Genomic DNA, 26,804 nt, shown 5'->3' with positions numbered 1-26,804 from the left:
AGCATCTAATGAATAAATTATTCCTAATACTCCTTGTCCCATTTAGTCTGAGTCATTCGCATGCCCAGAATGTGCTGGTGAGTACAGTGACCGAATTCAACACAGCGGTAGTAAATGCTCAGGCAGGCGATACCATTTTCTTGAAAAATGGCACTTGGGAAGACGCCCAACTCGACTTTTTCACCAGTGGTACATCAGACAAACCTGTAGTACTCAAAGCACAAACTCCAGGAGAGGTGATTCTGTCAGGTGCTGCCAGACTCCGCATATATGGAGAACATTTGGTGGTCAGTGATCTTGATTTTCAGAATGGAAGCTCATCAGGAGATGATATCATACAATTTAAGAAAAGCAGCAATGAGCTAGCGAAAAACTGCCGATTGACCAATACTCGTATTTTAAATTTTAATCCAGCTTCAGATGATATTGCCTACAAATGGGTATCTATTTATGGAGACAATAATAGAGTCGATCATTGCCATTTCGACGGAAAGAACAATGAAGGTGCACTGCTTGTGGTTTGGTTGACCGGAGAGGCTAGCCATCACCAAATAGATCATAATTACTTTGCCAATATACCTGAATTGGGAAGAAATGGAGGAGAAACGATTCGTATTGGGACGAGTACCAACAGCTTGACAGAATCAAGGACTATTGTAGAATACAACTTATTTGAATCCTGCGATGGTGAAATAGAAATCATCTCAAATAAGTCAGGTTTTAATATTTATCGCTACAATACCTTTCGAAATAATGAGGGCATGTTGACACTTCGTCATGGAGACGACTGTGAGGTATATGGTAATTTTTTCTTTGGTGGAGAAGGGAAGTCCTCGGGAGGTGTTAGGATCATAGGCGAGCGACATAAAGTGTACAACAATTACTTTCAGGATTTGGAGGGCGATGGCCTCAGAGCTGCCATCAGTATGATGAATGGTGTACCGGATTCACCACTTAACAGATACTTTCAAGTTAAAAATGCCGAGGTGGTTAACAATACGATTGTGTCTTGTAAAGAACCATTTGCCATAGGTGAGGGTAATGATAGTGAGAGAACATTGCCGCCACTGGATTGCACCATTGCCAATAATATTGCCATAAGCACCACTGGCAGTAAGTCTATTACATATACCGACACACCCATTAATATGACTTACGAATCCAATTACATTACCGGATCTACCGATGTCAGTGACGAAGGAATTATCAATCAAGACCCAGGGTTGGAATTGATTGATGGGTTATGGGTAGCTTCAAGTGAAAGTGAAGTAGTTGATGTTGAATCATTGACTGTCAGCTATTTAGAGTTTGATATTGATGGTCAGCTCCGTGATGATTCTCCGGACATTGGTTGTGATGAATTGGCTTCAACTGCCAAAATAAATCAACCTTTGACTCAAGACGATGTAGGGTATGACTGGACTGATACAGGAGGAAGTATACCCATCTTGTCTGTATACGAAACTGATGCCAGCATTCAACTGAAATTCACCAGAACGGGTTTTGAGATTAGCGGAATAAAAGAAGAAGATTTACCGGCACAAGTAATCATTCATGATCTACAAGGTAAGAAACTAGTCAACGACAGGGTTTCAAGTCCTACATTTAGTTTACCCATTTCCCTTAAAGGGGTTTACGTTGTGTCATTGATTACTCAGGAGGGTAGTATTCGCTACAAAGCCAAAGTGCAATTTTCCGAAAGGAAGTAGACAAGAGAAAAGCTACGGAATTACTGTTTTACTTTTCTGGCTTCTTTGATTGCTTTTCCCAATTGAAACACTGCCAATGCATAGAGTGGGCTGTGATTGTAGCGAGTGATCACATAGAAGTTCTTGAAGGTAAACCAGTATTCTTTACTGCCATCTTCCATTTCCATGGTTTGAAGAGAAGCAAGTGTATTAGGGTCTATTGATTCCATGAGCTTGTATCCTTTCTGAGTATAATAGGAAATGGTTTTAGAAGGCTTTACGCTTTGTTTTGATAATGCCTCTGCATTTTCACTTTGGTTAGCTTGAATGGCGATCAAGCCACCTTGATCCCATCTGTGAACTTTTAGATAGTTAGCCACACTGGCGATCCCATCATTGACTTCATTCATCAAATCCGCTCCGGTATCACTATCATAACTTTTGGCATAAGCCAGGTAGCTGCTGGGCATGAATTGTCCGTACCCCATAGCGCCTGCATAAGAACCTTTGATAGCTAAGGGGTCTAACCCTTCTTTAGCACAGAGTTCAAGAAACTTAGACAGTTCGGCCTTAAAGAAAGAGGATCTTCTAGGATAGCCAAAGGCCAGGGTGTACAAAGCATCTAGCACTAAATAATTACCCATACGCTCACCGAAGTAAGTTTCTACACCAATAATCCCAATGATGGCTTCTAGACTTACACCGGTTTGGACACTTATCTCATTGAGCACCATTTCATTTTTTGTCCAAAAGTCAATACCTGCATCAATACGTTCTGGCTTCATGAAAATGTTTCGGTAGCGCTCCCATGTCATGGTTTTCTCAGCTGGCCGATTCATTTTGTCTATGATGTCCGATTGAAAAGCAGCCTGATTAACGATGGATTCAACATCTTTCAAGGGCTTTTTTTGTTGGTAGGCTACATTTCGGATAAAATCATTCACTGCAGTTTGGTCGACCTGAGCATGACTTACGAAATAGGAAAAGCATGTAAAAAGAATAAAAACAATTACACGAAATTGATTGAATTTGACCGTATGAAAGAGTGTCATGAATACTAGGAATCTAAATACTTGATTTCATTTTGGAACGAAGATAAATTCATTTTGAATAGGCACACGTCTTATGACGAAATACTACTCGAAAGATTACATTTTATGAACCTGTACTAACCGTTTTTCGATAGGCAGAAGGTGTTAATCCGGTTTCCTTTCTAAACAACGTATTAAAGCTGGTTTTTGAGCTAAATCCAGCTTCAAAAGCTATACCAACAATAGTGATATGTGATTTTGATGGGTCAATGAGTAAGTGCCTGACTTCTTTTAAACGAAAGCCATTTACAAACTCGTAGAAATTCTTGTTCAAATGTTTGTTGATCACTTCTGTTAGATGATGCCGGGATATACTCAATGACTTGGCCAAATCCTCAATGGTCAAGTTAGAGTCCAAATACGGTTTATCTTCCTCCATGAAGGAAAGTAGTCGATGGATATGATCTTGAGCTACACTGTCTTTTAGACTTGAGTTTCTATACGATTTGGCCTCAGGTTTTTCGACTTGTCTCAGCTCTTTAAAAATTTCAGGCTGAGTAAGCGCCTTATAACTAATGATATAGATAAGTATGGGAAACCCTAAGGTCATGATATGTTCTGACCATTGAAGGTCCAATTGAAAATAATCGAAGCTGGTATCTATCAAATGAACCAGGAGTAATCCGCTGAAAATAGCCAATAAGTTTCTGAGCCAATCTAAGTTGGCAGATTCCAAATTTGAAAAAAGGTCCAACGCTCGACGGTCGAACATCAATACTTTTTTGAAGCTGAAAAGCATATATCCAATGGTGACAATAATCAGCACAATTTCCAATAGATACAATCGATCAAACGCATCAATAGGTGGGGGCTGATCTGCATAGTCTAATGCATACAATACGGTGTTGGGAAATACGAACTCAATGAGTATGCCCAAAGGAATGGCCAGAAAATGTGTGAAAATCGATCTGTCCATGGTTCTCCTCTCTGCGGTCAAATAGCTCGTGTACAAATACAACAGCGGACCACTAACATACAACAGAAGAAAAGTAGCATAACGAATCAATTGCTTGGAAAGAAAAGCATCTTGATCCTTGAATTGGAATAAAAAAAGTACCACTGAAGTAACTAACGTGTGGCCTGCAATGAACAAATTGGGCTTGTGATTTTTTCGTTTGTGATAAAGAAAAAAAGTCACCAATAAGCCTTGGATTGCAGCCAGGTTAAGTATGATAACAACGAAATCCATGCTAAACTAAATTAAAATCGTCTTCTGGTTCTTCTGTAAACAAAGCTTAATGACCATCATTGTTTTGGGCTGTGATCCAGTTAATTGCGCCAGCAAAGCTAAAGAAGAAACGAACGGTTTGGTATCCCATAAGATTCAAAAATCGAATATGATTTTTCTTTTCGGACCAATCTGGCAGCAATACTACCACTAATCGAATGGCAGACTTTCGTTGCCCAATATTTCTCAATGGCATGAGCCTTCCGGTTAATTCGAAAGGATGGTTCAAATCCAGCAGGGTACAGGCTATTTTATTGTTTTTGCCAAAACTAAAGATTTGCCTAAGTAGGTGTTTTAGCAGCTTGGTGTCAATTTGACCGATGAGTTTAACCTTAACCACCTTTGTGTTTTGAATATAAGATACTTCATATCCGATACCCTTGGCAACCTCAAACTCCTCCAGCTCATGAGTTGGCAAGTCGAGGAGATCATACAAGTATTTTTTTATTTTCATAAATGAGAGATTTAAAGAGACCGTAGGTAATTATCTACAGCCTCTTATTCTTCTGATTTAACTATTCCGCAGAAGTGATTTTTGTCGCACCGATAGAAACCTGAGTAGCTAAAAAATAACCCAAAGCATAATTGTCTGGCTCAGCAGTGTTGATCACATTTCCCTTAATCGCTACGGGAGGTGTTTCTCCAACTATGAAAGAAGGTTCATCCACTGATTTTTCGTAAAAGAGCTTGTAAAATTCGAAAGCCTTTTGATCCAAACTTCTCATTTTGATGCGCCCCATATCGTCTGGTAAAAAACTAAATTCATCTCCAGGGACATAGGCCTCGATGAACTGACCATTGAAGAACTCGTCTTTGACTACGAGCTGAAATTGATTGCCACCCGACGGAGTGAGGAGTAGCGTATCATTGCGGTATTGTTCGAAATGATAATAGTTCTCTTCATCAACTGGATCCTGAAAGTCAAGCGCTAGCTTGATTCCTGCATCATCGAAGAAAGTAGCTTCTTGTGAAATTTGATATACTTCCTGAAGCGCGGGAACGCCCTGTAGCGTAGATTCTGCTTCATAAGCGACTCCATTCCAATTGACCACCAATCTGTAGGTCTCATCGACTAGGGCTGTGATATCATCACTAGAATAAATGCCTTTTGTAGTCTCAGTTAAGAGATACTCCTGATCACTTTCGTCATAAATAGCCACTCTATCTGCTGTCAATGCTGGATTGGCTGTGTCGTCAAAGTAAGCCGTGGTTGTTGAGAGTTTTACTTCTACTATAGTTTCACTGGTTTCTTTATTCACCTCAATACCTCCATCTATAACGAGACGCTCTTTACCAAGTGGTATATCCAAAGTGATTTCTTCTGTACAAGAGAGGAATAGTCCACAGGCCATTCCAATTATGATTCTTATTATATTATTTTTCATAATTCAATAGTTTATTACTTGATCTACCGATTAAAATTTGAAGTTGTAAGTGATGTTTGGAAACATGCCTATGTAGCTTTTGGTAGCAGTTGTCTCGTTTTTACGGGACAAGAAGTTCGCATAGTTCTCATTGCTATACTGAGCGAAGTTGATGTCGTAAGCATTCTTTCGGTTATAGACATTGTAAATGCTAAAAACCCATTCGCCTTTCCATTTCCTCTTGGATGGTTTTGGTTTTAGGGTAACAGAAAGATCTAAGCGATGGACATTTGGCATCCGGTTTTGATTTCTTCCTTCGTATTGAGCGGCGATTAGTCCACCATACTCATATCGACTGGCAGGGTAGGTGATCGGCATGCCTGTTTTGAACGTGAAATTGGCGCCTAATACAATTCTGCTAGAAAGCTCATACATCCCAACCAAGTTCAGGTCATGGGTTTTGTCAAATAGGCTAGGATAGTATTCTCCTTTATTGACACCAGGGTCTGAAGACGTCAAACCCTTGACTACACGCTCGCTACGTGACCAGGTATAAGAAAGCCAGCCGTTAAATTTTCCGGCGTTTTTTTTGATCAATACTTCTAATCCATAAGACCTACCTTCTCCCGTCAGCAACTCAGTCTCCAGATTGTTGTTAAACTTCAAATCAGCACCATCTACAAAGTCAGGGAGGTTTTGCATGTCTTTGTAAAAAGTCTCTATGGAAAATTCGTACTGCTGGTTGTGTGTCACACCGAAATAGCCAAGAGAGACTTGGTCGGCAATCTCGGGTTCTAAATAGGGGCCAGTAGGCGTCCAAATATCCAGGGCATTGGGTGAATTCGTATTTGAAATCAAATGAATGTATTGGCGCATTCGGTTGTAGCTTGCCTTGATGGAGTTTCTGTCATTCAAGGCATACTTGGCTGATAGCCTAGGTTCTAATCCATAATCGCTTGAGATAACTTCTCCGCTGCTGTATGCAGTCTCACCAACGACTACACCATTTTCATAGGTTTGATTTTCGGGGTTGTAGACCACCGGTTGATTGTTTTCATATTGCAGAATGGTTTCACTGCCCACTCTAAAATAGGAAGAGAATCGAAGTCCATATTTCAGCGAAAAGCGATCAGATAGTTTTTGTTCTAAGCTCACATATGCTGCTGGCTCCCAAGCTTGTTTTTCATCCAGGTCTCTAGGTGTGACACTGGAGCCGGAAATGGGCCTGATCTCTCCCGGTTGGAACTTATATTGATTGATATTGACACCATAGTCAAGGGTGTGGTCACTATTGATAAACCAGGTGAAGTCTGATTTGAGATTGAAATTGTTGATATTAGAATCCCAACTGTATTCCGATCCTTTACCCAAATACTCTAACCCGTAATAATAGTTGCTGTACACCGCAGTGAAGTTGGAGAAGAGGTTGGGACCAAAGAGGTGATTCCATCTGGCCGTAAATGCCATGTTACCCCAGGAATTATCTACCACACTAGCCACTTTAAATTTGTCCCGTCCGAAATATCCTGAAACAAACAGTCTGTTCTTTTCATTGAGATTATAGTTGGCTTTTAAGTTGAAATCGTAGAAATATACAGTTGGCGCATCGCTGGACACTGCGGGTAGGAATACATCTGCATAAGATCGCCTTCCTGAAAGTAGGATAGAACCCTTCTCCGGAACCAATGGTCCTTCAATCGTCAATCTACTGGACATGAGCCCTAGACCACCACTGGTACTCCAGTTTTTTGCATTGCCATCTCGTTGTCTTACATCTAGTACCGAAGACAAGCGACCACCATAGCTGGCAGGAATACCTCCTTTGTAGAGCTTTACGTCTTTGATAGCATCGGGATTGAAAACCGAAATAAAGCCGAACAAATGAGAGCTGTTGTATATGGTAGATTCATCCAGTAGCATCAAATTCTGATCCGATGAACCACCTCTTACATTAAACCCGCTGGAAGTTTCCCCACTGCTGGTAACACCAGGTAAGAGCTGGAGGGATTTTAATACATCTACTTCTCCAAATAGGGTAGGGAGTTGTTTCATCGTCTGCACCTCCAACTTCTGTGTACCCATTTCCAGATTCTGTACTTCGGCGGCCGGATTTTCAGCTATTATTTCTACTTCCTCCAGCTTTTCTGCTGATGGTTTCATTTCCACGGTGAGCATTTCGTCTTTTTGTAGACTTATTACTCTGTTGATTGGCTCATAACCGAGATAATTGACCAAGAGGGTATAATCACCCTTTGGCAAGGAAACTGAAAAGAAACCATAGACATTAGAGACAGCCCCGGTTTCCATTTCCTTTACATAGACCGTCGCACCAATGAGATCTTCTCCATTGTCACCATCTTTGAGATATCCACTAAGCGTGACTTTTTGTTCTTGCGCCATGGTATTTAGGGACCAAGACATCAGCCACATCAGTAGCCACAAATAATTGTTTCGTTTCATGATTATATAAGATTTAAACATCATGAAGCAAAAGTGTGAGGAGATACTAGTGCGTGTGTTCGATCCGCACGAGGCGAACATCTTTTTAAGAATATTCGAAAGAGGATTATTCAGAAGTTGAGAATCATTTTTTGTACTTTACGCATCTAATGAAGGCAATTAAAGGACTACTCATAGATGTAGACGGTGTTTTAATAGAAAACGAGCATGCTTTAAAAGGTGCAGTGGATAGACTAAATGCGATCAGGAATAATTACAGTATCCGGCTATTAACTAACACTACCACAAAACAGAAAGTTGAGATTTATCAAATGTTGACGCGCTTGGGTTTCATTATCCAGCAGGATGAAATTATTACAGCACCCTTGGCTGCGCAAATATTATTAAAGGATAAAGGATGTTCCAGGATTTATCCGGTTGTTAATCAAAATATCTTATCTGAATTTGAATCTTTCGAAATTGATAAAAATAAACCGGAGGCCGTTGTTATTGGTGACATCGGTACGACATGGAGTTACGAATTATTGAATCGAATTTTTAAATACTTAATGAACGGGGCTGAATTGATCGCTTTGCATAAAGGAAAGTTTTGGAAAAGCGAAGGGACGCTGCAATTGGACATTGGAATGTTCATAGATGGTTTGGAATATGCTACTGGTAAAATGGCTACTGTGATTGGCAAACCCAGTAAATCATTTTTCAATGCCGCGCTTACAAGTATTGGTTTGCCTAAAGAAGCCGTGCTGATGATCGGTGATGATATCGATGGAGATATCTACGGTGCGCAAAACGTTGGTATAAAGGCCTATTTGGTTAAAACAGGGAAGTACAATGTGCAGTTTGTTTCCCAATCTAGTGTGAGGCCAGATAAAACCATAAACAGCTTTGCTGAGCTCAAATGGTAAATTCATTTTGATTCTGAGAACCTTATCCTAAGTTACCTAGAAAGCACTGTGTTGTTATTGCAAATTAGTCCAGCAATAAGTTTTAGCTGATTTTCTACTAATACGATGTCCTAAAAAGAGTCAAGGATTACATTTACAAAAATGTTCATTTTTAAACTGTCCGATTTTTAAGTAAGGCTACCCATGGTACTTAGTGATCAAGACATCAGCCACATCAGGAGCAACAAATAAAAAGACCAATTAAGCCAAGTTAATTTTAATAGTTGAACAAACTGAAAGCGGACCATTAATAGTTTAGGACATTATTTGTATTAATCGATGAAATGATTTAATGTATGCAAATACCTAGAAAGGTCAATATCTGAAGTTAGCTGTAATCGTTTTTTTAATCGATACTTTGAAGTTTGAACAGTTCGCTTGGAGTGGTGTAAGAGTTGGCATATTTGATCCGTGCTCAGATTAAGTACAAGTAGAGCGGCAAATCTTAATTCATTTTCGGTAAGATCTGGAGTTTGCTCGAGCAATTTTTTGAAAAATTTAGGATTGGTTTTCTCAAAACGAATCTTAAACGTTTTCCAATCTTCTTCCAGTCGCATTTTAGATTTGATTTCAGATAGCAGTTCTTTGCTTATTGGGTTGGGAAGGGTTTGCATATGATGATATACTTTATCTAGTACTTCCTTCTTAGAGGCCGTGATGATGGACAGGTTGTAGAGTTCGTTGTTCTTGAGTTGCATTTCGCTCTCATATTTTTCCTTCTCCAATTCCTGAATGGCCAACAGATGTTCTTTCTCTTTTTCCCTTTCTCTAAGTTCAAAAATGGCCTTCACCGCTTTCTTTTTGTTTTGATTCATTTTGCGAGTTAAACCCAATTGAAAACACCCTAATTCTAACCCATAGCCTACCAGGGTATAGTGATAGGATTCTGTCAGGAACGAGAAATGAAGCGACAGACTAGTAAGTACTGCGCCTAGAATGCCAAACATCAAACCCGCTATAACAAAATATTTGTTCCTTTGACTTGATAGCAGAACTGTAAACATAAAAGGAATGGATACGAGAGCTATTGACGTATTGGTTCGAGGCAAAAAATGATAGTATAATTCAATAGAGAACGAAAAAAGAATCATCATCCCAAGTGAAATAAAAGCTGCATAGCCAATAAATAATTTAGCGATCAACCAAGACTTTGTGTTTGTTGATTGATAATCCAGATAATTGCTGGCAAAAAGCGCATATAGCATCCAGTTGACTGGAAACAATATACTTGTATCAAAATTGAATTGAGGCGCAATAAACCAGGTAAATTTGAAATAGCCGCAGAGATATAGGCTCAGTGATATCACAAAAAACAGGTAGAACAAGTTGCTTTTTTCTTTGAAAATTAGCCCCAGAGATGAATTGGTTAGCAGTAACACAATCACCATTCCGACGAAAATGCCTATGGCTAACAAGTCGTTGATAGCTACCTCTCGAAACACATCTTCACGCTGAATAAAAAAGTTGTCCGCTACCTTAAAGGGCATGTCCCAAACTTTGCCTTCTACTTTTACGTAAATCTGTTTTGTCTCATTTGATCTAAGTGCTACTCTAATCTTTGTCTCATTGTTTTGACCCGAATAAAAGTCATCGTGGACTTTGGAAATCCATACACCTTTTTTTTTATGATAGATTAATTCATCGTCTGTGAATTCCCAATATTCAATTTTCCATTCATTGCTGAAAAGAAGAAAGGACAATGGAGCTGAGCTGGTATTCGTTAAATCTATGCGATACCAATAATTGTAATGAGGTAAATAAGTTGTCGGCATATCGATGTATAGAAAACCGTTATTGTTGATTACCTCATTTACATTCAGCGTGCCGGTAGTGTCCACCAATAGGCCCACCTGATGTTTCGGTAGTTTTGACATGGATAAAAAATCAGATGCCGTCAAGAGAATGGGTTGAACGTAAGCATAACCTAAGTGGCTAGCCAGCCACAGAGCGAGAAAGCAAAAACAAAAATGTTTTTTCATTAGGTGATGACGTTGGCATGAAACTAAGCGAATATATAACGATTAACCCCTTGGTGCACGGTCGTGATTTTAAAATTTTCCATGTAGTAGCTATGTAGTAGGTCAATAGCTAGTTTTTTTTAGCCTTTGAACTACTATTGGATTTCAATCAAAACAATTGAAGTAGCTATGAGATCTTTTCAAAACCCTCCGAATCCAGATTTTTATGTAATTGCCATCACGTGGCTTATTATTTTTTTAGGCTTTGACTCAAATAGGAGTTATGCACAGTTCACTAAAAATGATGAGGCTTCTACAGTCATTCAAGATATGGCTGGTACTAAAGCGGATTGGGGGGACTTTGACAATGATGGAGATTTGGACCTAGCAGTAGTGGGATCTCATGGCGGAAAGTTTGCTAAAATCTACAGAAACAACAACGGCACTCTAGAAGATATAGAAGCTGAACTGCAAGGTATTTCGGGTTATGGTAATGCTATGTGGGGAGACTTTGATGGGGATCTGGATTTGGATTTGGTGATCACCGGGAGTACATCTGTCGGTGTATTCCCAGACCAGCAGGATATCAATATTGCATACGTATATCGAAATGATAATGGTGTATTTGTTAATCAAGAGGCCAACCTAACAGGTGTGGCTGGATGGGCGCAGTGGAATGACTATGATGGCGATGGCGATCTTGATCTTGCCGTAGTAGGGACACCTACCGATGTGGCTGCGGATGGCACAGATATCCTAGATATATATAACAACGATGATGGCACTTTCACTTCTATTGATGTGCCAAATCTTTTCGTACGAAAATGGACTGGTGCATCCATCGATTGGGGAGACTACGACAATGACGGGGACAACGACCTGTTTGTGTCCGTAACAGGTGAGGTCAATAAAGATCCTCTACAATGGAAGTCTGTTGTATTGAGCAACAATGAAGGTTCCTTTACTGCGGTAGACCTATTCATTCCTGGGGTATTTAGTGGACACGTGAAATGGGCAGATTACGATGTAGATGGCGATCTCGATCTAGCGATGATGGGGATCAACTATCAGGACGAAGATTTTACTACCGTTTTTAATAACAACGACGGCATATTTACAGATATCGGCTTTGATTTTGGAAATAACTCCCCAGACACTAAGTGTGCCTGGGGTTTTTTGGACTGGGAAGATTACGATACCGACGGATATCCAGATTTGCTAGTATCAGGCAAGCAGCATACTGGCACGTTTATTACTAAAGTATTACGAAACGAAGAAGGTGTTTTCAGTGACATGCACATGCCATTACCAGGCACGCTCGGATATGCAATTTGGGGTGATTATGATGATGATTTCGATTTGGATGTATTAGTTGGAGGAGTACAGAAAGTAGGAGATCGGTATTATAATCTGACGGAACTTTACACCAATGAGATCCGAACTGCTCATACCATATTATTCGAAACCATTGGAGAAAAAACATACGGAGACGCTAAGTTCGACTTGTCGGCTGAGTCAAGCGCAGCACAGGAAGTGAAATTTAATGTTATAAGTGGTCCGGTCACTTTAGAAAACAAATCCATTAGTATCCATGGTACAGGAGAAGTAGTTGTACGTGCCTATCATGCCGGAAACGAAACTTATAACCCGAGCTATGCGGAGTGGATGTTTTTAGTGAAAAAGGCAATTTTAACTGCAACAGCAAACAATGAGTCCATCATTTTTGGAGATGCCATACCTGAGCTTGGCATCTCCTATGGTGGATTTGTAAATGGTGATGATGTCACCGATTTACTAGAAGCACCCGAATTGAGTACTACAGCATCCGCAGAAAGTCCTGTAGGAACATATACTATTAACATCTCTGGCGGTCAGTCAAAAAACTATGAGTTGATACTTGTTGATGGTGAATTGACTATTACAACATCGATTTTGGACGTTGATGCACATCAAAAGAAAGTGATGGCCTATCCCAATCCAGTTCACCAAGTGTTAACCATTCCTGAAGCTGATGGCCTTCAGTTAAAATTTTATAACCTAAGTGGAGAACAGCTATACATCAAAGCTCAAAATAACCAACTGGATCTTTCTGGTCTAAATGCGGGTACATATGTTCTTCACTTAAGTGATCCCAATGGTAAGCCTTTGTATAAACAGAAAATTTTAAAGATTAAATAAGTCCAGTCTGTACCAGATAACCAAAAACATTAATTCTGCTTTAAAGACTCGATAAAAAAGATAATTATAACACATAAAATTAATGTGGACTGTTGCTTAATGAGAAAAATAACTCCTCTTAGTACCCAAGCTATACTTGGGAGGGAAGTTTTAGGCTTTATATCAATATCTTTCTATTTTTATTTCAATGAAAGATCAGGCCTCAGCATCTTCTTATGATTTAATTTTTCAGAATGTAGGTCGCTTTATCGACCTTACGGATGAAGAAAAAGACCTATTCAAATCACTTTTAAAAAGTGGGAGTGCCAAGCGCAAAGAGTTTGTCATGCGTCCTGGCAAGATGGCAAAGTATGAATATTTTGTAACCAAAGGCTGCTTAAAAGTTTATTCCCTTGATAGAAATGGGGTAGAGCATGTTTCCATGTTCGCCATTGAAGATTTCTGGACAGGGGATATGGCCAGTTTCATGTTGGAGCAACCTGCATCCTATTTCATCAAAGCGCTAGAAGATTCAGAATTTCTAATGATATCAAAAGAAAGCTTTGAAGGCCTTTTTCAGAAGATACCAAAGTTCGAACGTTTTTACAGAAACTTGTATCAACGGTCATTGGTGAGTTACATAGAAAGAACCAATCAAGGTATTTCATTGACTGCAGAAGAACGTTATGAAATTTTCTTAACAAAATACCCGCATATAGCCCATCGCATCACTCAAAAGGATTTGGCTGCTTATCTGGGCATCACTCCGGAGTTTTTAAGTATGATTCGTAGCAAGATGAGCAAACGGTAGTTTTTCTTAAACTAGTTTATTTTTCCTGGATACAGAAGGGGTCTCTTTTGTATCATGAAAAAGAGAAACACACTTTTAGCCTTTGTTTTTATGGTCATAACCCATGGAAGCATGGCGCAGATTACGCAGCTAGAGCTAGCTTCTGGCCTTCAAAAAACAGACTTTACGTCTTTCTCATTAAGACCAATCACAGCACATGCTAAGTTTTCTATTGGCACGTTGGCCTTCTTTCAAAAATATCATCAGGAAGAAAGCGTCCTATTTGATGAAGCTGGCGTTCATGCGACCATCTATTGGAACATCAATAAAGCTATTTCGATTGGGCCTGGATTGTATTACAACAGCATAGCAGGCTACGCTCAAAGGCTATCCATTTTATATGCGATCAAATCCCAACATTTTATACTGACCGCCATTCCTACCATAGCCCACAATGAACAAACCGGATTGATCAATGGCGAGATGTTTTTGCAGATGCAGTGGACACTCCCAATAAAAAACGATTGGCAGCTCCTGCTCAGCGCACAAATACTCACCAACTGGGAAAAGTTCTCCCAGCACACCAGAAGCTTCCAGCAAATAAGGGTAGGGGTAGATAAAAATAGAACACAGTTTGGACTGGCTGTGGACTTTGATCAGTATGGTGATACTCCGCTGACCAGAACATCACCAGGTCTATTCGTTCGAAAAATTTTTCTAAACAATAAATAAACAATGATATGATGATGAACAAAATTCTAATCACAGAAAGTAATTGGGGAGTGCTAGCCGCTCGCTTGACACTCGGAATCGTTCTATTTCCTCACGGGGCTCAAAAAATGTTGGGTCTATTCGGAGGCTATGGATTTACAGGCACCATGGATGCTTTTACAAATCAAATGCATCTTCCCTGGATTGTGGCTTTGGCAGTAATCATGATAGAGTTCTTCGGATCAATTTCATTGCTCCTTGGATTCGCAAGCAGATTGTGGTCTCTGGCTATCGCAGGCCTTTTTATAGGCATCATTTTTACCACTCATTTAGAACATGGCTTCTTCATGAACTGGTTCGGCAATCAAGCCGGTGAAGGATATGAATATGCGCTATTGGTAATAGGCATTGCAGTAGCAGTCTTGATCAATGGCAGCGGAAAATATGCGATTGACACTCAATTAGTAAAACTTTTAAATAAATAAGCAATGAAAAAGATAATCGCACTCGGGGCAAGTAGTAGTAAGAATTCTATCAACAAAACACTCGCTATTCATGTGGCCAGTAAAGTTGCAGACGCCTCCATTACAGTACTAGATCTCAACGACTATAAGTTACCATTATATAATGTTGATGCAGAAGAAGAGTCAGGGATACCTGAAGCCGCACATCAATTCAATAACATCATTCAATCAGCTGATGGATTGGTGATTTCGCTAGCGGAACACAATGGCACCTACACCGCCGTATTTAAAAACCTGTTCGATTGGCTTTCCAGAATCGACATTAAGGTATGGAAAGACATACCTATGTTTCTCCTGGCTACTTCACCTGGTGGGCAAGGAGGTGGGACTGTACTTGCTGCGGCAAAATCAGGTTTCCCATATATGGGCGGAAATATCATTGTAGATTTTTCCCTGCCATCATTTTATGAAAACTTCTCAAATGCCGGAATTACTAATTCAGAATTATCATCGATCCTGAATGAAAAAATAGGCTTATTCGAGCATTCATTAGAGCAAGAAGAAGCTGACATCCATCAAAAACTTTAACACTATGAAAAGAGCCATTAAATATAGAACCAAAGGCCAGGGACATCACGGCATGATAACGAACCTTATCAGTCCTTCAGGTTTAGGAAATGACATGAAGCCGTTTGTATTCCTGGATTATATACATGGTGTACCACCCCAGGGCACAGGTTTTGGGTGGCACCCACACTCAGGCATAGCCACTTTTACCTATTACCTCGCAGGAGGCAGCGATCTGGAGGAAAGCACTGGCCATCAGGTATCATTTAGGGCGGGGGACATTGAGTATTTACAAGCTGGTACCGGAGCTTGGCACAAGGGAATGCTACTTAAAGACCAACCTACACTAGGGTTTCAGCTTTGGATTTCTCTTCCTCCAAAGCTCGAGACCGCTGATGCAAAAAGTGTTTATGTTGTTCCAGATGAAATATTTGGAAATGATCGGTTCAAAGTACTTTTGGGGGAGTATGAAGGAATCAAAAGCAAAATTGATCCTCCAAATGATATGAACTATCTGGATGTAAGCCTTAAGACTCATGAGAAATGGACCTACGTACCACCAGCCACACATGATATCATGTGGATGATCGTGTACGAAGGACAATTGAGCGGCGAGCGAGCTGCGTCTGTTGGTGAATTGATTGTGTTTGAAGAAGGAAGCCAACCTGTTGAATTTTCAACTGATCATAGTGCCAGCTTTTTGTTGGGCTCAGCAAAGAAGTTTGAACATGATTTGATTTTAGGTAGAGGCTCAGTACATACCTCTAAAGCCAATTTGGAGGCTAGTCAAAATAAGATCAACAAGATCTACGGCGACCTCGTTATAAAAGGTGCCTTTGATTCGCTTTTATAATAAGGGTCACTTGAAAACTCTTATATAAATCAAGTCTTCAGAGTTATCTTTAAGCCGTATTCTTGGGAAGAACAATTAGATAACTTTAGTTGACATAACACATGAAAAACAAGCTGCAACTCATCGGACTCGGAACAGCTGCCCTAGGACGACCTCAGTATATCAATCTACGCCAAGAAGAAGAGAAGGCATTTGAATTGGAGATATTTAAGGCGCATGGCACGTCCATTTTAGAAGAAGCATATGCGCAGGGCATACGTTATTTTGATACGGCACCTAGCTATGGCATGGCCGAGCAACTGCTCTTAGATTGGGTCACGGAAAAGAGGTATCAAGATGTCGAAATCGCCACGAAATGGGGCTACACCTATGTCGCCAACTTCGATCCTGAGGCGACGGTACATGAGGTCAAAGAACATAGTCTAGACAAGCTCAACGAGCAATGGCAGCAATCACAGAAACTACACCCATTTCTGTCGGGATATCAGATTCATTCTGCCACTTTTGAGTCTGGCATATTTGAGCATGTGGATGCCTTGGATAGGCTTTGGGAATTGAAAAACAAGAATGGCTTGCTGATAGGACTGACATCCAGCGGTGCTAATCAAAAGGAGATTATCGAAAAAGCAATTGAATTTGAACGAGACGGCAGGCCACTCTTTGACCTGTTTCAAGTCACCTACAATGTATTGGATCAAAGTCTATTTGATATAATTAGAGCGCTCACAGGATTGAACAAAAGAGTCGTTGTGAAAGAGGCTTTGGCTAACGGGAGGATATTCCCAAACCTTAATTTGCCACACTACGCTGATCTGTACCGTGAGTTGTCACACCTAGCCGAAAAGTACAAGGTGGGGATAGATGCTATTGCCTTACGATTCTGCATGGATAGCATCACACCTTTCGTGGTTTTGAGTGGGGCTTCTGATAAAATGCACATCTCGGACAATCTAAAAGCGAACGATTTCACCTTGAGTGAGAAAGAGGTCGCACTTTTAAAAACCTTCAACATTCCTCCTAAACAGTACTGGCAAGAAAGGTCACAATTGGCGTGGAACTGACCTAATACAGCCGAATGTGTATTTTCATTTGGTCATTTATCCATACGCTGGTCAATTTTAGTATACTACTTCTGATACTCAATTTTAAGAATCTCCCATACAAAATCACCCATTTTGGTTTTAACCACAGCCTCATCTCCAACAGTTTTATCCAGAAGGGCTTTGGCCATAGGAGAGTCCATGGAGATATAATCTTTATTAGTTTTCAACTCTTCGTAACCAACAATACGAAAACGTCTTTGAAAACCTTTCGCTTCGTTTTTAACTTCAATCCAAGCACCAAAATTCACTTTTCCTTCTTGATTGGGGTGGTATTCGATCACCTTGAAGTCATCGATGCACTTACGCAAATATCGAAGGCGACTATCAATTTCTCGAAGACGTTTTTTATTGTAGTGATAGTCTGCATTCTCCGAACGATCTCCCAAGCTTGCCGCCCAGGATACTTTGTTGGTAACATCTGGCCGCTCTACGCGCCACAAGTGATCATGTTCTTCCTTCAATTTTTGTAAACCTTCTGAAGTAATCATTGGCGACCGATTGAGTTTCGGTAGCGTCGATTCTGGGATTTTACGCCTCATATAAGTGATCTGCTATTGAAAACTTTTGCAAGATAATATAATGGTGGATGTATTGTTTGTGCGGGTTGGCCTACTTCATTGAAAAAAGCGATTAAATCAATTCCTAACCGTCACAAAGCACTCCTTTACCTCTCCTCCGAACTAGGCATCACCATATATGTTATACGCCTTTCAATCACCGCATTTTGTGTTAACGGCTATTCCCACCATCGCTCACGCGGACGATACAGGGTTTATCAATGGCGAGGTTTTCTTGGTGATACAAATAACTCGACCATTAGAAAATAATTGGAAACTGCTATTCAGCGCACAAATGCTCACTAGCTGGGATAAATTCTCCCATCCCACCAGAAGCTTTCAGCAATTAAGAGCTGGATTCGACATACAAACCACACAGTTTGGACTGGCTGTGGACTTTGATCAGTATGGTGATACTCCGCTGACCAGAACATCACCAGGTCTATTCGTTCGAAAAATTTTTCTAAACAATAAATAAACAATGATATGATGATGAACAAAATTCTAATCACAGAAAGTAATTGGGGAGCGCTAGCCGCTCGCTTGACACTCGGAATAGTTCTATTTCCTCACGGGGCTCAAAAAATGTTGGGTCTATTTGGAGGCTATGGATTTACAGGCACCATGGATGCTTTTACAAATCAAATGCATCTTCCGTGGATTGTTGCTTTGGCAGTAATCATGATAGAGTTCTTCGGATCAATTTCCTTGCTCATTGGATTCGCAAGCAGATTGTGGTCTCTGGCTGTCGCAGGCCTTTTTATAGGCATCATTTTTACCACTCATTTAGAACATGGCTTCTTCATGAACTGGTTCGGCAATCAAGCCGGTGAAGGATATGAATATGCGCTACTGGTAATAGGCATTGCAGTAGCAGTCTTGATCAATGGCAGCGGAAAATATGCGATTGACACTCAATTAGTAAAACTTTTAAATAAATAAGAAATGAAAAAGATAATAGCACTCGGGGCAAGTAGTAGTAGTAAATCTATCAATAAAGCACTGGCCATTCATGCTGCTAGTAAAGTAGCTGATGCTTCCATTAATGTCATTGACCTATACCACTATATGCTGCCCTTATATAGTATTGATTCAGAAGAGGAATTTGGAATACCAGAGGGAGCACATAAATTCAACAATCTCATCGAATCAGCAGATGGATTGGTGATTTCTCTAGCAGAACACAACGGCACATATACTGCAGTCTTTAAAAATCTAATCGACTGGCTTTCCAGAATTGATATGAAAATATGGAAAGGAAAGCCCATCCTGTTGATGGCGACTTCCCCAGGTGAACGTGGGGGTGTGAGCGTGCTTTCTGCCGCTAAATCTTCTTTCCCATTCATGGAAGGTGATATTGTGGCTGAATTCTCATTGCCCTCATTTTATGACAACTTCTCAAACGCCGGGATTACCAATACTGAATTAGCGTCAAAGCTAGATCACCAGGTAATGCTTTTTGAGCAAGCCTTAGAAAAAGTTGAAACTGTCTAACCTTAAGATTAAAAGAAAATGAAAAGAGCAACTAAACCGAACCATAACCATTACTGGTAGTAACTAGGACTCTTTCAGCTTTTCCTGAGCTGGCAAAAGGGGAGTGGAAAAATGAAAGTGTGCGGTCAAATGGTTGTTTATAACTTATGATAGTAATTGTATATGTAGTCAATATGAATTAATATTACACCAATAGTATGATTATCTGCTTAATATTATAGTTATGGCAACTGTTAGAAAAACAATAACATTTACTGATCAACAGGATAAATGGATTAAGGCACAAATAACTTCTGGTGAATTTACAAATGATAGTGAGTATCTGCGTCACCTTGTTCGTCAAGATCAATCTAAAAACACAAAATTTTCTAATTTGAAATCGGCTATTGCAAAAGGTCTTGAAAGCGGTATTAGCGAAAGTACAATTCCTGATATCATGAAGAAGGTTGAAGCTAAAATGAAAGTGGATGGGCGCCTATAAGCTTTCTATCGAGTGTGAGGCGGATATTTCAGAAATATATGAATATGGAATTGAGAAATTCGGATTGATACAATCACAAGAATATATGATTGGGTTACATGATCTATTTAATACATTAGCAGAAAATACTAATATCGGTAGAGATGCTTCTGAATTTTACCCATCACTTAAGCGATTTGTATACAAGTCACATATGATTTTTTATCTACAATCGGAATCTGGGATTTTCGTTGTGAGAACTTTAAGTCAAAGCATGGATTATCAACGACACTTGGATTTGTAATTTCCTTTGATCATTTAAGCGTTTTATATTGACAATATATCTCATATCAAAACCGTTCAAGCATATTTAAAATAACGCGAATTATGTAACTGGTAGTAACCTGTTACATAATTTATATTATGTTAAATTGAATTTAGGGAGAATGACCCCTGTTACTGTTTTATACTATTTATTCATTTAGAATTGAATTCGAATTACAACAACACCCTTGGGCCACCTTTGAGTAAATCCTGAAATTCTGATGGCCCTACCAGCTCGTCTTTGAGTTTGTTGAAGCCGTCTATCGTTTCAGCGGATAACAATCCCACCACAGCATCCAGCGCTTCCCCGCTGATCATGTATGGACATTCACCCATCACCAATTGATCGCCTAAGCATTGCGCATAGATCTGGCATTCACCAATAGATTTGATATGCTTGTCCGTAGCCACGCAATACTCCAGCCACAGATTCAAATCATCAAACAATTCATTGGCCACCAGGTACTGCCTACGGCTGAGATCTATTTGTTCCTGAAAATACTTATTGATATTCGCCATAGACGATGCGGAGATTTTACTCTTGTGTTGCTGCATACAGCGCACACACATGGCATATTCAAAAATGGTTGCATACACCTCATAGCCCAGCTGCGGTTTGATGGCTTTTTCTATAAAATATGGCATGTCATTATGGAGCAAATCCTGTTCACACGATATACAATTACTCATCATAGCTCCTGTGAGATCATCATAAAATAATTTGGGTATGGGCCTGTGATTGTTTGGTCGCTCTGCTTGCTCTTCCATATGCTATTTTGCTCCTTGATGCAATTGCTTGCCTATTCGTATTATTTCTTGTTGCAGTGACTGCGAAGTTGAATATATCACTCCATGATTGTTCATATAAACCTCCTTCTGGTTTAATGGCAGATCCATTCCTGATGCAGTACTCACAGGCAAACCCAACACTTCAAATATAAGCCTTGTCGCGGCATAGTCCCAGATACACCCGCCACCCCGGTCAGTTTTCGGCCATTTAACATAACATCCTGATCCTTCAGTCAGTAAGCTCATAACGTTCATTACAGCGCCTTTGCCTGTGCTTATTGCCATTTCTTCATATCCTTGTGATCGACAGAGTGATTGTAAGGCATCAACAGTGGGCTCATAACTTGCTGATGTTAAAAAGCTTCTGTCCAACTGACAAACCAGTGTTTTAGTCTTTTGCTCAAACTCATAGGGCTCGTCATTTTTTAAAACCCCACTCCCTTTGATTCCTAACCAATACTCCTTCTGATACGGATCTGCTATGGCGCCTATAATTGGATCGCCAGCCTGATTTATTAATGCGATAGATACCGCATAGCCAGGTTCCTGTTCTGTAAAAGGCAAAGTACCATCCAATGGATCGATACACCAGAAATAATCTTTACCTAATCGCGAACCATCGTCTGGAAGCTCCTCGGTGAGTAAACCTAAATCATAGGTTGTTAGGCTTGGCTTCAACTCCTCCAGGATCAGCCTTTGACTTTCCAGGTCAATCGCCGTGACCACCTGAGTGGCCAGGTTTTTTATCCCATCTTTTAGCTCAATATGATGTGTCTCTTTTACTTGCGACTGAATATATGCTGCTGCTATATGTGTCGCTTTTTGCGCCACTTGAGCCAGTGATTGGATATCGTTTGTACTCAATTTCAAGACAGCTGTTTCAGTACTTTGTTTTTAATGTTTTCACTGTAATCGTGCATCTTCCAATGTCCAGGACTCCAGCCATCGAGGAAGCGATAAAAGTCGGTCCAGGCATAGTCGTAAAGCTTGCTCCACTCCTGCTGAATTTCCTCAAAATCAACCAGTTGATCATATAGTACTAAAGCCTTTTTTAAAGTTTCAAAATAGAATCTTAAAAGCTCTGTCTCACAGACACTTAAGTTCTCTTCATGCAAGCAACTGCTTAAGAAGTAAGCGACGTCTTTCATCCCGGATCCTTGGCCAATATATTGGAAGTCTACAGCCGCTACTTTTTGACCTTTTTCTGAAAAACAAAAGTTGGCCAATTTCGCATCACCATGTACTAAAGTTTGGTATTTGGCACCGGTCAAAGTCTTGTCAATTTCACGTGCTGCAGCCTTTAGTTTTTTGTTCTGCATGGCTTCCAATTCATCGGGCCTGGTATCAAGATGCCAATAGGTTCCCACTGGCCAGAGCCCATCTCCCTTCACTCCCATGAATTTGGCATGGAAATGCGCTAACCAACTCAGACAGGCTTTGATCTCAGGTATCGATACCTCTGATTTTCTGATAGGAAATCCCGCTGCATTCAAGTCTTCCATGATCATCAGCATTTCACCCTGACGGTCCTGAAGGTGAATGGTATCTGGAACTCGACAGTAATCATCACAGCGATGCGCCAAATCATTGTACCAATTGATTTCTACCTGATAGGATTTCAGTTTTCGCTCATGCGAAAGGTTCGTATTCCAACCTCTGGGATGATGACTCTGATTGGGTGGCTGTACATGTTTTACAATAACCGACGGGCTTAAACCTTCTTCCAGTTCGCACCGCAAGATCTGACCATAGCCACTCCAAAGTTCCTGAATGAGACTGGTATTGATAATGGACTTGGCCTGAGTAGCCTTGAGAATGATTTCAGCTAATTGTTCGGTCATAGATAGAATACAATGCTAATGGTTTCAATGAGTGTATCAAAATTCCTCTATAGCAAAAATGCTTACTGGTCATGGGTATTGGCGGTGTTCATCGAATGAAATGGCATTTTAAAAAGGAAAAACTTAAATTATTAAAAGACGTTTAGGTTGGACTGCCAGGGAAGATAGGCCATTGATAACATGAAATTTTCGCCTTTGGTATGCTTTATGATACATACTCGAATAAATTAATCACAAATGGAAACGCGTGCATTGTATGGTTTTGAAGATCCGATTGACTCGTGGAGTCATTTGATTGGCGCTATAGCGGTGTGTATACTACTGTATTACCTTTTCAAAAAAGATGGTATTGGCAGGAAACGTCCCTGGCCCGTAATCATTTACGGCTTCTCTAGTTTGTTTTTATTGTCGATGAGTGGTGTTTATCATTTGGTCTCCAGAGATTTAGATGCCAGATATATCTTAAGAATCATTGATCATGCTGGCATTTTTTTAATGATTGCCGGAAGTTTGATTTCTATTCACATGATTTTATTCAAAGGCATGCTCAAATGGATTATTATTATCCTGGCTTCTGTTATTGCGCTATTGGGCATTACTTTTGGCTCCATCTATTTCAACGAGTTACCTGATTTCCTAACCCACATAGTTTTCATTTCATTTGGCTGTTTAGGGCTCATTTCGGTGATTGGTATATTGAAAATGAGAGGATTGCTATCCATTAAATATGTGGTTTATGGCGGTTTGGCTTATATCATTGGTGCTGTCATCGATATGTTCAAATACCCTTCCATCGTACCCGGTTATTTTGGTCCTCATGAATTATTCCACATCGCTGTACTAATGGGCGTTGCTTATCATTGGGCCTTTCTACTCCAGTCTATCCGACAGCAAGAACAAGCGCATTAAAGAACAATATGCTTCACTTTTATAGGGGCATGTGATTTTTTTATTACTGGCATTTATTCATTTTAGATTTTTTCAACATGAAATCAGATAAAATCAAAAGGACTGTTTGAGTCCTAGAATGAATAAAAATATTTACGATCACTAGAATGGACGAGTTTCTTTTTGATTCTGATTTCATGTTGAAAAAGGCGTTAAGAAATGAATAACAGCCTTGAATTCTTTGATTACTTTCTTTTTCAAGAAAGAAAGTAAGGCCTAGCCGGCGAGGCGAAAACATCGTTGAGAAACATTAGTTTTAACCTCTGTTCACAGGTCACATTCAATCAAGTCAAGATGCATTTTTGATTATATTAAATTTCCCTACCAACTTTACAGAATGCCCCCTTTTATTCTTAATTCAGATTAAAATTTTGAGGCTTTTTTGGTTTCAATGTTTTGGATGCCAATATCAAGGCTTGGGCAAAGATACCCATGCAGATGAGGATAATGATTTCTATCCTGGAAATAGAATGACTGGTTTTGATAACATCATTCGATTGATTGATGAGCCTTTCTCCTTCTTCCATTTGGATATTGGATAAGCCCTCAAGCAAGGTAATAAGTTGAAGGTGCTTCTTTTCAATTTCACCTCGTAGTGTTATCGAATTACTATCCTTTTGAAATTGACTCTCCAATTCGCGAACATCAAGGAGTTTAGTTTTGAACTCTTGAAACAGCCGGGTTTCTTTTGCCGTGTATTTGGTTTTTTCGTATTCAACGAGCAGCGCATCTATCTTCTGGTTAATCTTTAGTTGATCGTTCGAACTCATTATATTTTCTTCACTGGAGTGCAAAAGCATATGTTTCTGATGGACAAGTCCAGAAAGTTTGAAAATATAATTCTCTACCAGCAGACGATCCTTATAAACAGATGAAAAGGACTCCTGCAACTCAGAAAAATGATTTCTATCTAACAAATTGGTAGCCAGGACCAGTAGGAAAACAATGGCCAGGGAAGAGGCCGCTTTTACCTTTTGTTCAATCGAATAAGTCCATTTCATATGCTAAGTTTTTTGTACATCAAAGTCACCTGTGTCATTCTGCACAAATGTCTTAATGGTTAATACTCGGTTAAAGTAAAGAATGTTGGGGGAAAAATAGAATCGGAAGTCAGCAGACCTGATTATTATAATCTCTTTTTAATCAATGAGACCTCATCAGTATCAAATCCACTTTCCATCAAGTGCATAAATCTTCTCACAATTTCCTGAGTAATCATTACAGGTTTATGAGCTCTATAAATTAATTCTCTAACAAGCTTTCAGCTGAAAAATGAAAATTCAAAATTCTGTATTGTAGCCTGACAGCCCCATTCATTAAAGGGAAATAGGCCAAAAGATAATATCTACTCTCCTGTTCATCTGCCGCCCTTGAGAAGTGCTGTTGTCATAGATTGGATTGAATTGTCCAAAATCTTTTTGTTCTATAGATTCTATTCGAATGCCATTGTTGTCAACAAGCTCGTGGACGGTAGTAGCACTTCTCATTTCAGAGAGCCACTGATTGTATGCAGCTCCGCCAATATTATCTGTATGGCTATGAATGGTAATATTAAAATGATTGAGATCTGGAATCGAGTCTAAAAAGTGGCGGAGTTCTTGAATCTGGTAGGGTGTAATATAGTATTGGCCACCAGGAAAGTAAATACTCTTTCTAATGTGTTCGGTCTGAGCAAAACTCTGTAACGAGATTAACGTCAGGGAAAGGACATAAAAAAACCGAGAAACCATTTCCAAACATACGAAATATGCTTGTTCTGGTTACTCGGCTTTGAAGTCAAAGACTTCGATTGTCTTTTATTGACCTGCTTCCAAGGCGTCTACTTTATCCAAAATAGCCTCAGCCTTATCCATCATTTTCAATTGTGTATACATTTGCTGAAGCGCCTTCAAACCTGCAATATCATCAGGCTGAATAGTTGTCGCTTTTTCCATGTATGGTAGACCTTCCTTCAAAATTTTGTCAGCTTTAGCCAATTTAGCAGGACCATATTTATCGTAATCCTTCAAGTTCATATCACGAACTTCGTCGTAGTATTCTTTGGCCAGATTCACATAGATTACACCTGTGTTAAAATTAGCTACATAGTTATCACCATCAACTTTAATCGCATTTAGGTATGCTTCCTTAGCCTTGTTATAGTTTTCTCTAGCTACTTCCTTTTCACCTGCTTCTAATTTTGCGCTACCCAGGTTATCATAAAGTACACCAAGGTTCAAGTGTAAATTAACGTTAGTAGGATCTTCTTCTATAGCAGCCTCAAGTTTAGTTCTAGCTTCGTCTACCTTATCCATAGTCAAAAGCAAGCTGATTTCTTCCTGACCAAATTTTGATTCAGTAGGATAAAGTTCTTTTGCTTTTCTTACCAAGTCCAACGCTTTTTCGTTGTCTTCTTTGTAAGTTCTTTCTAGATAAATCAAAGTAGATATTACATCGCCATTGGCAATATTAGCATCTACCATTTGATAATAGTAATCCAAAGTCTTGTCATTGTCTCCAGACTGCTGTGCAGCAACTCCCGCGTACAATAAAGTCACTGAATCTGTTGGCTTAACTTTTAGTGCCTTTTCGAAAGCAGCCAGTGCTTCTCCATACTTTTCTTCTCCATACACAGTACCACCGATATTGATGTAGTTACCCCACATCGCATCAAGGTTCGTATTTGAGATCAGGTTATTAGGACTTGTCTCTTTGTCCATTTCCAATACCTTGTTGTAAGCTTCAACTGACTTATCTAAAGCATCTGCATCAAGAGAAGATACCGCTTCATCAGTACTAGTTGCTATGGCTTGATAGATTTTACCTCTCACAAACCAAGTTTTAGATTTTAGGGCATTTTTTTCAATAGTAATAGCCACATCTATCTCGGCTTTCGCGTTTTCAAACTCATTTTTAGCTAAATACGCATCGGCCTTCGTTACAGACCCTTTCTGAGCGAAAGATGCTACACTCATTAATAGGGCAAGCGTCAACACGAATAGTTTACTTGTATTCATAATTTTAATGTTTAACT

The 26,804-nt window shown here is 39.7% G+C and carries 28 protein-coding genes; 15 read left to right on the top strand and 13 right to left on the bottom strand.

The window, feature by feature from the left end; translation table 11 throughout:
* The first annotated feature begins 8 nt into the window (after positions 1–8).
* Positions 9–1,709, top strand: a complete 1,701-nt coding sequence (locus tag R8N23_RS12235; protein ID WP_318171888.1) for a polysaccharide lyase 6 family protein — start codon at positions 9–11, stop codon at positions 1,707–1,709.
* A 20-nt stretch (positions 1,710–1,729) separates the two neighbouring features.
* Here the strand turns inward: R8N23_RS12235 and mltB are convergent, their stop codons facing one another.
* From mltB to R8N23_RS12210, 5 genes are all read right to left on the bottom strand, one after another.
* The gene (gene mltB / locus R8N23_RS12230; protein ID WP_318171887.1) at positions 1,730–2,740 is read right to left on the bottom strand and encodes a lytic murein transglycosylase B; all 1,011 of its coding nucleotides are present in this window, start codon (positions 2,738–2,740) and stop codon (positions 1,730–1,732) included.
* 103 nt (positions 2,741–2,843) lie between these two features.
* Positions 2,844–3,968, bottom strand: a complete 1,125-nt coding sequence (locus R8N23_RS12225; protein WP_318171886.1) for a helix-turn-helix domain-containing protein — start codon at positions 3,966–3,968, stop codon at positions 2,844–2,846.
* A 46-nt stretch (positions 3,969–4,014) separates the two neighbouring features.
* The gene (locus tag R8N23_RS12220; RefSeq protein ID WP_318171885.1) at positions 4,015–4,461 is read right to left on the bottom strand and encodes a hypothetical protein; all 447 of its coding nucleotides are present in this window, start codon (positions 4,459–4,461) and stop codon (positions 4,015–4,017) included.
* A 61-nt stretch (positions 4,462–4,522) separates the two neighbouring features.
* Positions 4,523–5,392 carry a DUF4249 domain-containing protein gene (locus R8N23_RS12215; protein ID WP_318171884.1) on the bottom strand — a complete coding sequence of 290 codons (870 nt, stop codon included), beginning with the start codon at positions 5,390–5,392 and terminating at the stop codon, positions 4,523–4,525.
* Between the two features lie 30 nt (positions 5,393–5,422).
* Positions 5,423–7,831: a TonB-dependent receptor gene (locus R8N23_RS12210; protein ID WP_318171883.1), complete on the bottom strand. Its 2,409-nt coding sequence runs from the start codon at positions 7,829–7,831 to the stop codon at positions 5,423–5,425.
* Positions 7,832–7,980: 149 nt separating this feature from the next.
* On the opposite strand from R8N23_RS12210, the gene R8N23_RS12205 reads away from it, so the two are divergent.
* Positions 7,981–8,736: a TIGR01458 family HAD-type hydrolase gene (locus R8N23_RS12205; protein ID WP_318171882.1), complete on the top strand. Its 756-nt coding sequence runs from the start codon at positions 7,981–7,983 to the stop codon at positions 8,734–8,736.
* A gap of 311 nt (positions 8,737–9,047) precedes the next feature.
* Here R8N23_RS12205 and R8N23_RS12200 read toward each other — a convergent pair whose 3' ends face one another.
* On the bottom strand, positions 9,048–10,649 hold the full coding sequence (locus R8N23_RS12200) for a 7TM diverse intracellular signaling domain-containing protein (RefSeq protein ID WP_318171881.1): 1,602 nt from the start codon (positions 10,647–10,649) through the stop codon (positions 9,048–9,050).
* A 273-nt stretch (positions 10,650–10,922) separates the two neighbouring features.
* Here R8N23_RS12200 and R8N23_RS12195 point away from each other — a divergent pair, with 273 nt between their 5' ends.
* The 7 genes from R8N23_RS12195 (at position 10,923) to R8N23_RS12165 (ending at position 17,336) form a co-directional block, all read left to right on the top strand.
* Positions 10,923–12,911: an FG-GAP-like repeat-containing protein gene (locus tag R8N23_RS12195; RefSeq protein ID WP_318171880.1), complete on the top strand. Its 1,989-nt coding sequence runs from the start codon at positions 10,923–10,925 to the stop codon at positions 12,909–12,911.
* Positions 12,912–13,098: 187 nt separating this feature from the next.
* The gene (locus R8N23_RS12190) at positions 13,099–13,701 is read left to right on the top strand and encodes a Crp/Fnr family transcriptional regulator (protein ID WP_318171879.1); all 603 of its coding nucleotides are present in this window, start codon (positions 13,099–13,101) and stop codon (positions 13,699–13,701) included.
* Positions 13,702–13,755: 54 nt separating this feature from the next.
* Entirely contained in the window at positions 13,756–14,412 is a 657-nt protein-coding gene (locus R8N23_RS12185; protein ID WP_318171878.1) for a hypothetical protein, read from the top strand.
* 8 nt (positions 14,413–14,420) lie between these two features.
* Positions 14,421–14,876 (top strand): DoxX family protein, encoded by a 456-nt coding sequence (locus tag R8N23_RS12180; protein ID WP_318171877.1) that lies wholly within the window; start codon positions 14,421–14,423, stop codon positions 14,874–14,876.
* Between the two features lie 3 nt (positions 14,877–14,879).
* A complete protein-coding gene (locus tag R8N23_RS12175) occupies positions 14,880–15,443 on the top strand; it encodes an NAD(P)H-dependent oxidoreductase (RefSeq protein WP_318171876.1) in 564 nt (187 codons plus the stop codon).
* Positions 15,444–15,447: 4 nt separating this feature from the next.
* Positions 15,448–16,275: a pirin family protein gene (locus tag R8N23_RS12170; protein ID WP_318171875.1), complete on the top strand. Its 828-nt coding sequence runs from the start codon at positions 15,448–15,450 to the stop codon at positions 16,273–16,275.
* Positions 16,276–16,376: 101 nt separating this feature from the next.
* Complete coding sequence (locus R8N23_RS12165) at positions 16,377–17,336, top strand: aldo/keto reductase (RefSeq protein WP_318171874.1); 960 nt, start codon at positions 16,377–16,379, stop codon at positions 17,334–17,336.
* Between the two features lie 65 nt (positions 17,337–17,401).
* Here the strand turns inward: R8N23_RS12165 and greB are convergent, their stop codons facing one another.
* Positions 17,402–17,866: a transcription elongation factor GreB gene (gene greB / locus R8N23_RS12160; RefSeq protein WP_318171873.1), complete on the bottom strand. Its 465-nt coding sequence runs from the start codon at positions 17,864–17,866 to the stop codon at positions 17,402–17,404.
* Between the two features lie 208 nt (positions 17,867–18,074).
* On the opposite strand from greB, the gene R8N23_RS12155 reads away from it, so the two are divergent.
* The 5 genes from R8N23_RS12155 (at position 18,075) to R8N23_RS12135 (ending at position 20,193) form a co-directional block, all read left to right on the top strand.
* Complete coding sequence (locus tag R8N23_RS12155; RefSeq protein ID WP_318171872.1) at positions 18,075–18,413, top strand: hypothetical protein; 339 nt, start codon at positions 18,075–18,077, stop codon at positions 18,411–18,413.
* An 8-nt stretch (positions 18,414–18,421) separates the two neighbouring features.
* Positions 18,422–18,877: a DoxX family protein gene (locus R8N23_RS12150; RefSeq protein ID WP_318171871.1), complete on the top strand. Its 456-nt coding sequence runs from the start codon at positions 18,422–18,424 to the stop codon at positions 18,875–18,877.
* 3 nt (positions 18,878–18,880) lie between these two features.
* On the top strand, positions 18,881–19,429 hold the full coding sequence (locus tag R8N23_RS12145; protein ID WP_318171870.1) for an NAD(P)H-dependent oxidoreductase: 549 nt from the start codon (positions 18,881–18,883) through the stop codon (positions 19,427–19,429).
* A 223-nt stretch (positions 19,430–19,652) separates the two neighbouring features.
* On the top strand, positions 19,653–19,910 hold the full coding sequence (locus tag R8N23_RS12140; protein WP_318171869.1) for a type II toxin-antitoxin system ParD family antitoxin: 258 nt from the start codon (positions 19,653–19,655) through the stop codon (positions 19,908–19,910).
* Entirely contained in the window at positions 19,897–20,193 is a 297-nt protein-coding gene (locus R8N23_RS12135; protein ID WP_318171868.1) for a type II toxin-antitoxin system RelE/ParE family toxin, read from the top strand. Before R8N23_RS12140 ends, R8N23_RS12135 begins: the two co-directional genes overlap by 14 nt.
* Positions 20,194–20,387: 194 nt before the next feature.
* On the opposite strand, the gene R8N23_RS12130 is transcribed toward R8N23_RS12135, so the two are convergent.
* Genes R8N23_RS12130 through R8N23_RS12120 form a run of 3 tightly spaced genes read right to left on the bottom strand, consistent with a single transcriptional unit; the run spans position 20,388 to position 22,843 of the window.
* A complete protein-coding gene (locus R8N23_RS12130; RefSeq protein WP_318171867.1) occupies positions 20,388–20,981 on the bottom strand; it encodes a hypothetical protein in 594 nt (197 codons plus the stop codon).
* A 3-nt stretch (positions 20,982–20,984) separates the two neighbouring features.
* Entirely contained in the window at positions 20,985–21,872 is an 888-nt protein-coding gene (locus R8N23_RS12125) for an inositol monophosphatase family protein (RefSeq protein WP_318171866.1), read from the bottom strand.
* Positions 21,869–22,843: an oxidoreductase family protein gene (locus tag R8N23_RS12120; RefSeq protein WP_318171865.1), complete on the bottom strand. Its 975-nt coding sequence runs from the start codon at positions 22,841–22,843 to the stop codon at positions 21,869–21,871. The genes R8N23_RS12125 and R8N23_RS12120 overlap by 4 nt, the downstream gene beginning before the upstream one ends.
* 237 nt (positions 22,844–23,080) lie before the next feature.
* On the opposite strand from R8N23_RS12120, the gene trhA reads away from it, so the two are divergent.
* Positions 23,081–23,752: a PAQR family membrane homeostasis protein TrhA gene (gene trhA / locus R8N23_RS12115; RefSeq protein ID WP_318171864.1), complete on the top strand. Its 672-nt coding sequence runs from the start codon at positions 23,081–23,083 to the stop codon at positions 23,750–23,752.
* Positions 23,753–24,144: 392 nt separating this feature from the next.
* On the opposite strand, the gene R8N23_RS12110 is transcribed toward trhA, so the two are convergent.
* The 3 genes from R8N23_RS12110 to R8N23_RS12100 form a co-directional block, all read right to left on the bottom strand.
* The gene (locus R8N23_RS12110; protein ID WP_318171863.1) at positions 24,145–24,792 is read right to left on the bottom strand and encodes an MCP four helix bundle domain-containing protein; all 648 of its coding nucleotides are present in this window, start codon (positions 24,790–24,792) and stop codon (positions 24,145–24,147) included.
* Positions 24,793–25,107: 315 nt separating this feature from the next.
* A complete protein-coding gene (locus R8N23_RS12105) occupies positions 25,108–25,521 on the bottom strand; it encodes an OmpA family protein (protein WP_318171862.1) in 414 nt (137 codons plus the stop codon).
* 66 nt (positions 25,522–25,587) lie between these two features.
* Entirely contained in the window at positions 25,588–26,787 is a 1,200-nt protein-coding gene (locus R8N23_RS12100) for a tetratricopeptide repeat protein (protein WP_318171861.1), read from the bottom strand.
* Positions 26,788–26,804 lie beyond the last annotated feature (17 nt).

This window comes from Reichenbachiella sp., assembly GCF_033344935.1.
Classification (GTDB): Bacteria; Bacteroidota; Bacteroidia; order Cytophagales; family Cyclobacteriaceae; genus Reichenbachiella.
Note: the sequence above shows the minus strand (reverse complement) of the source record. Positions and strands in the feature narration are given on the sequence as shown.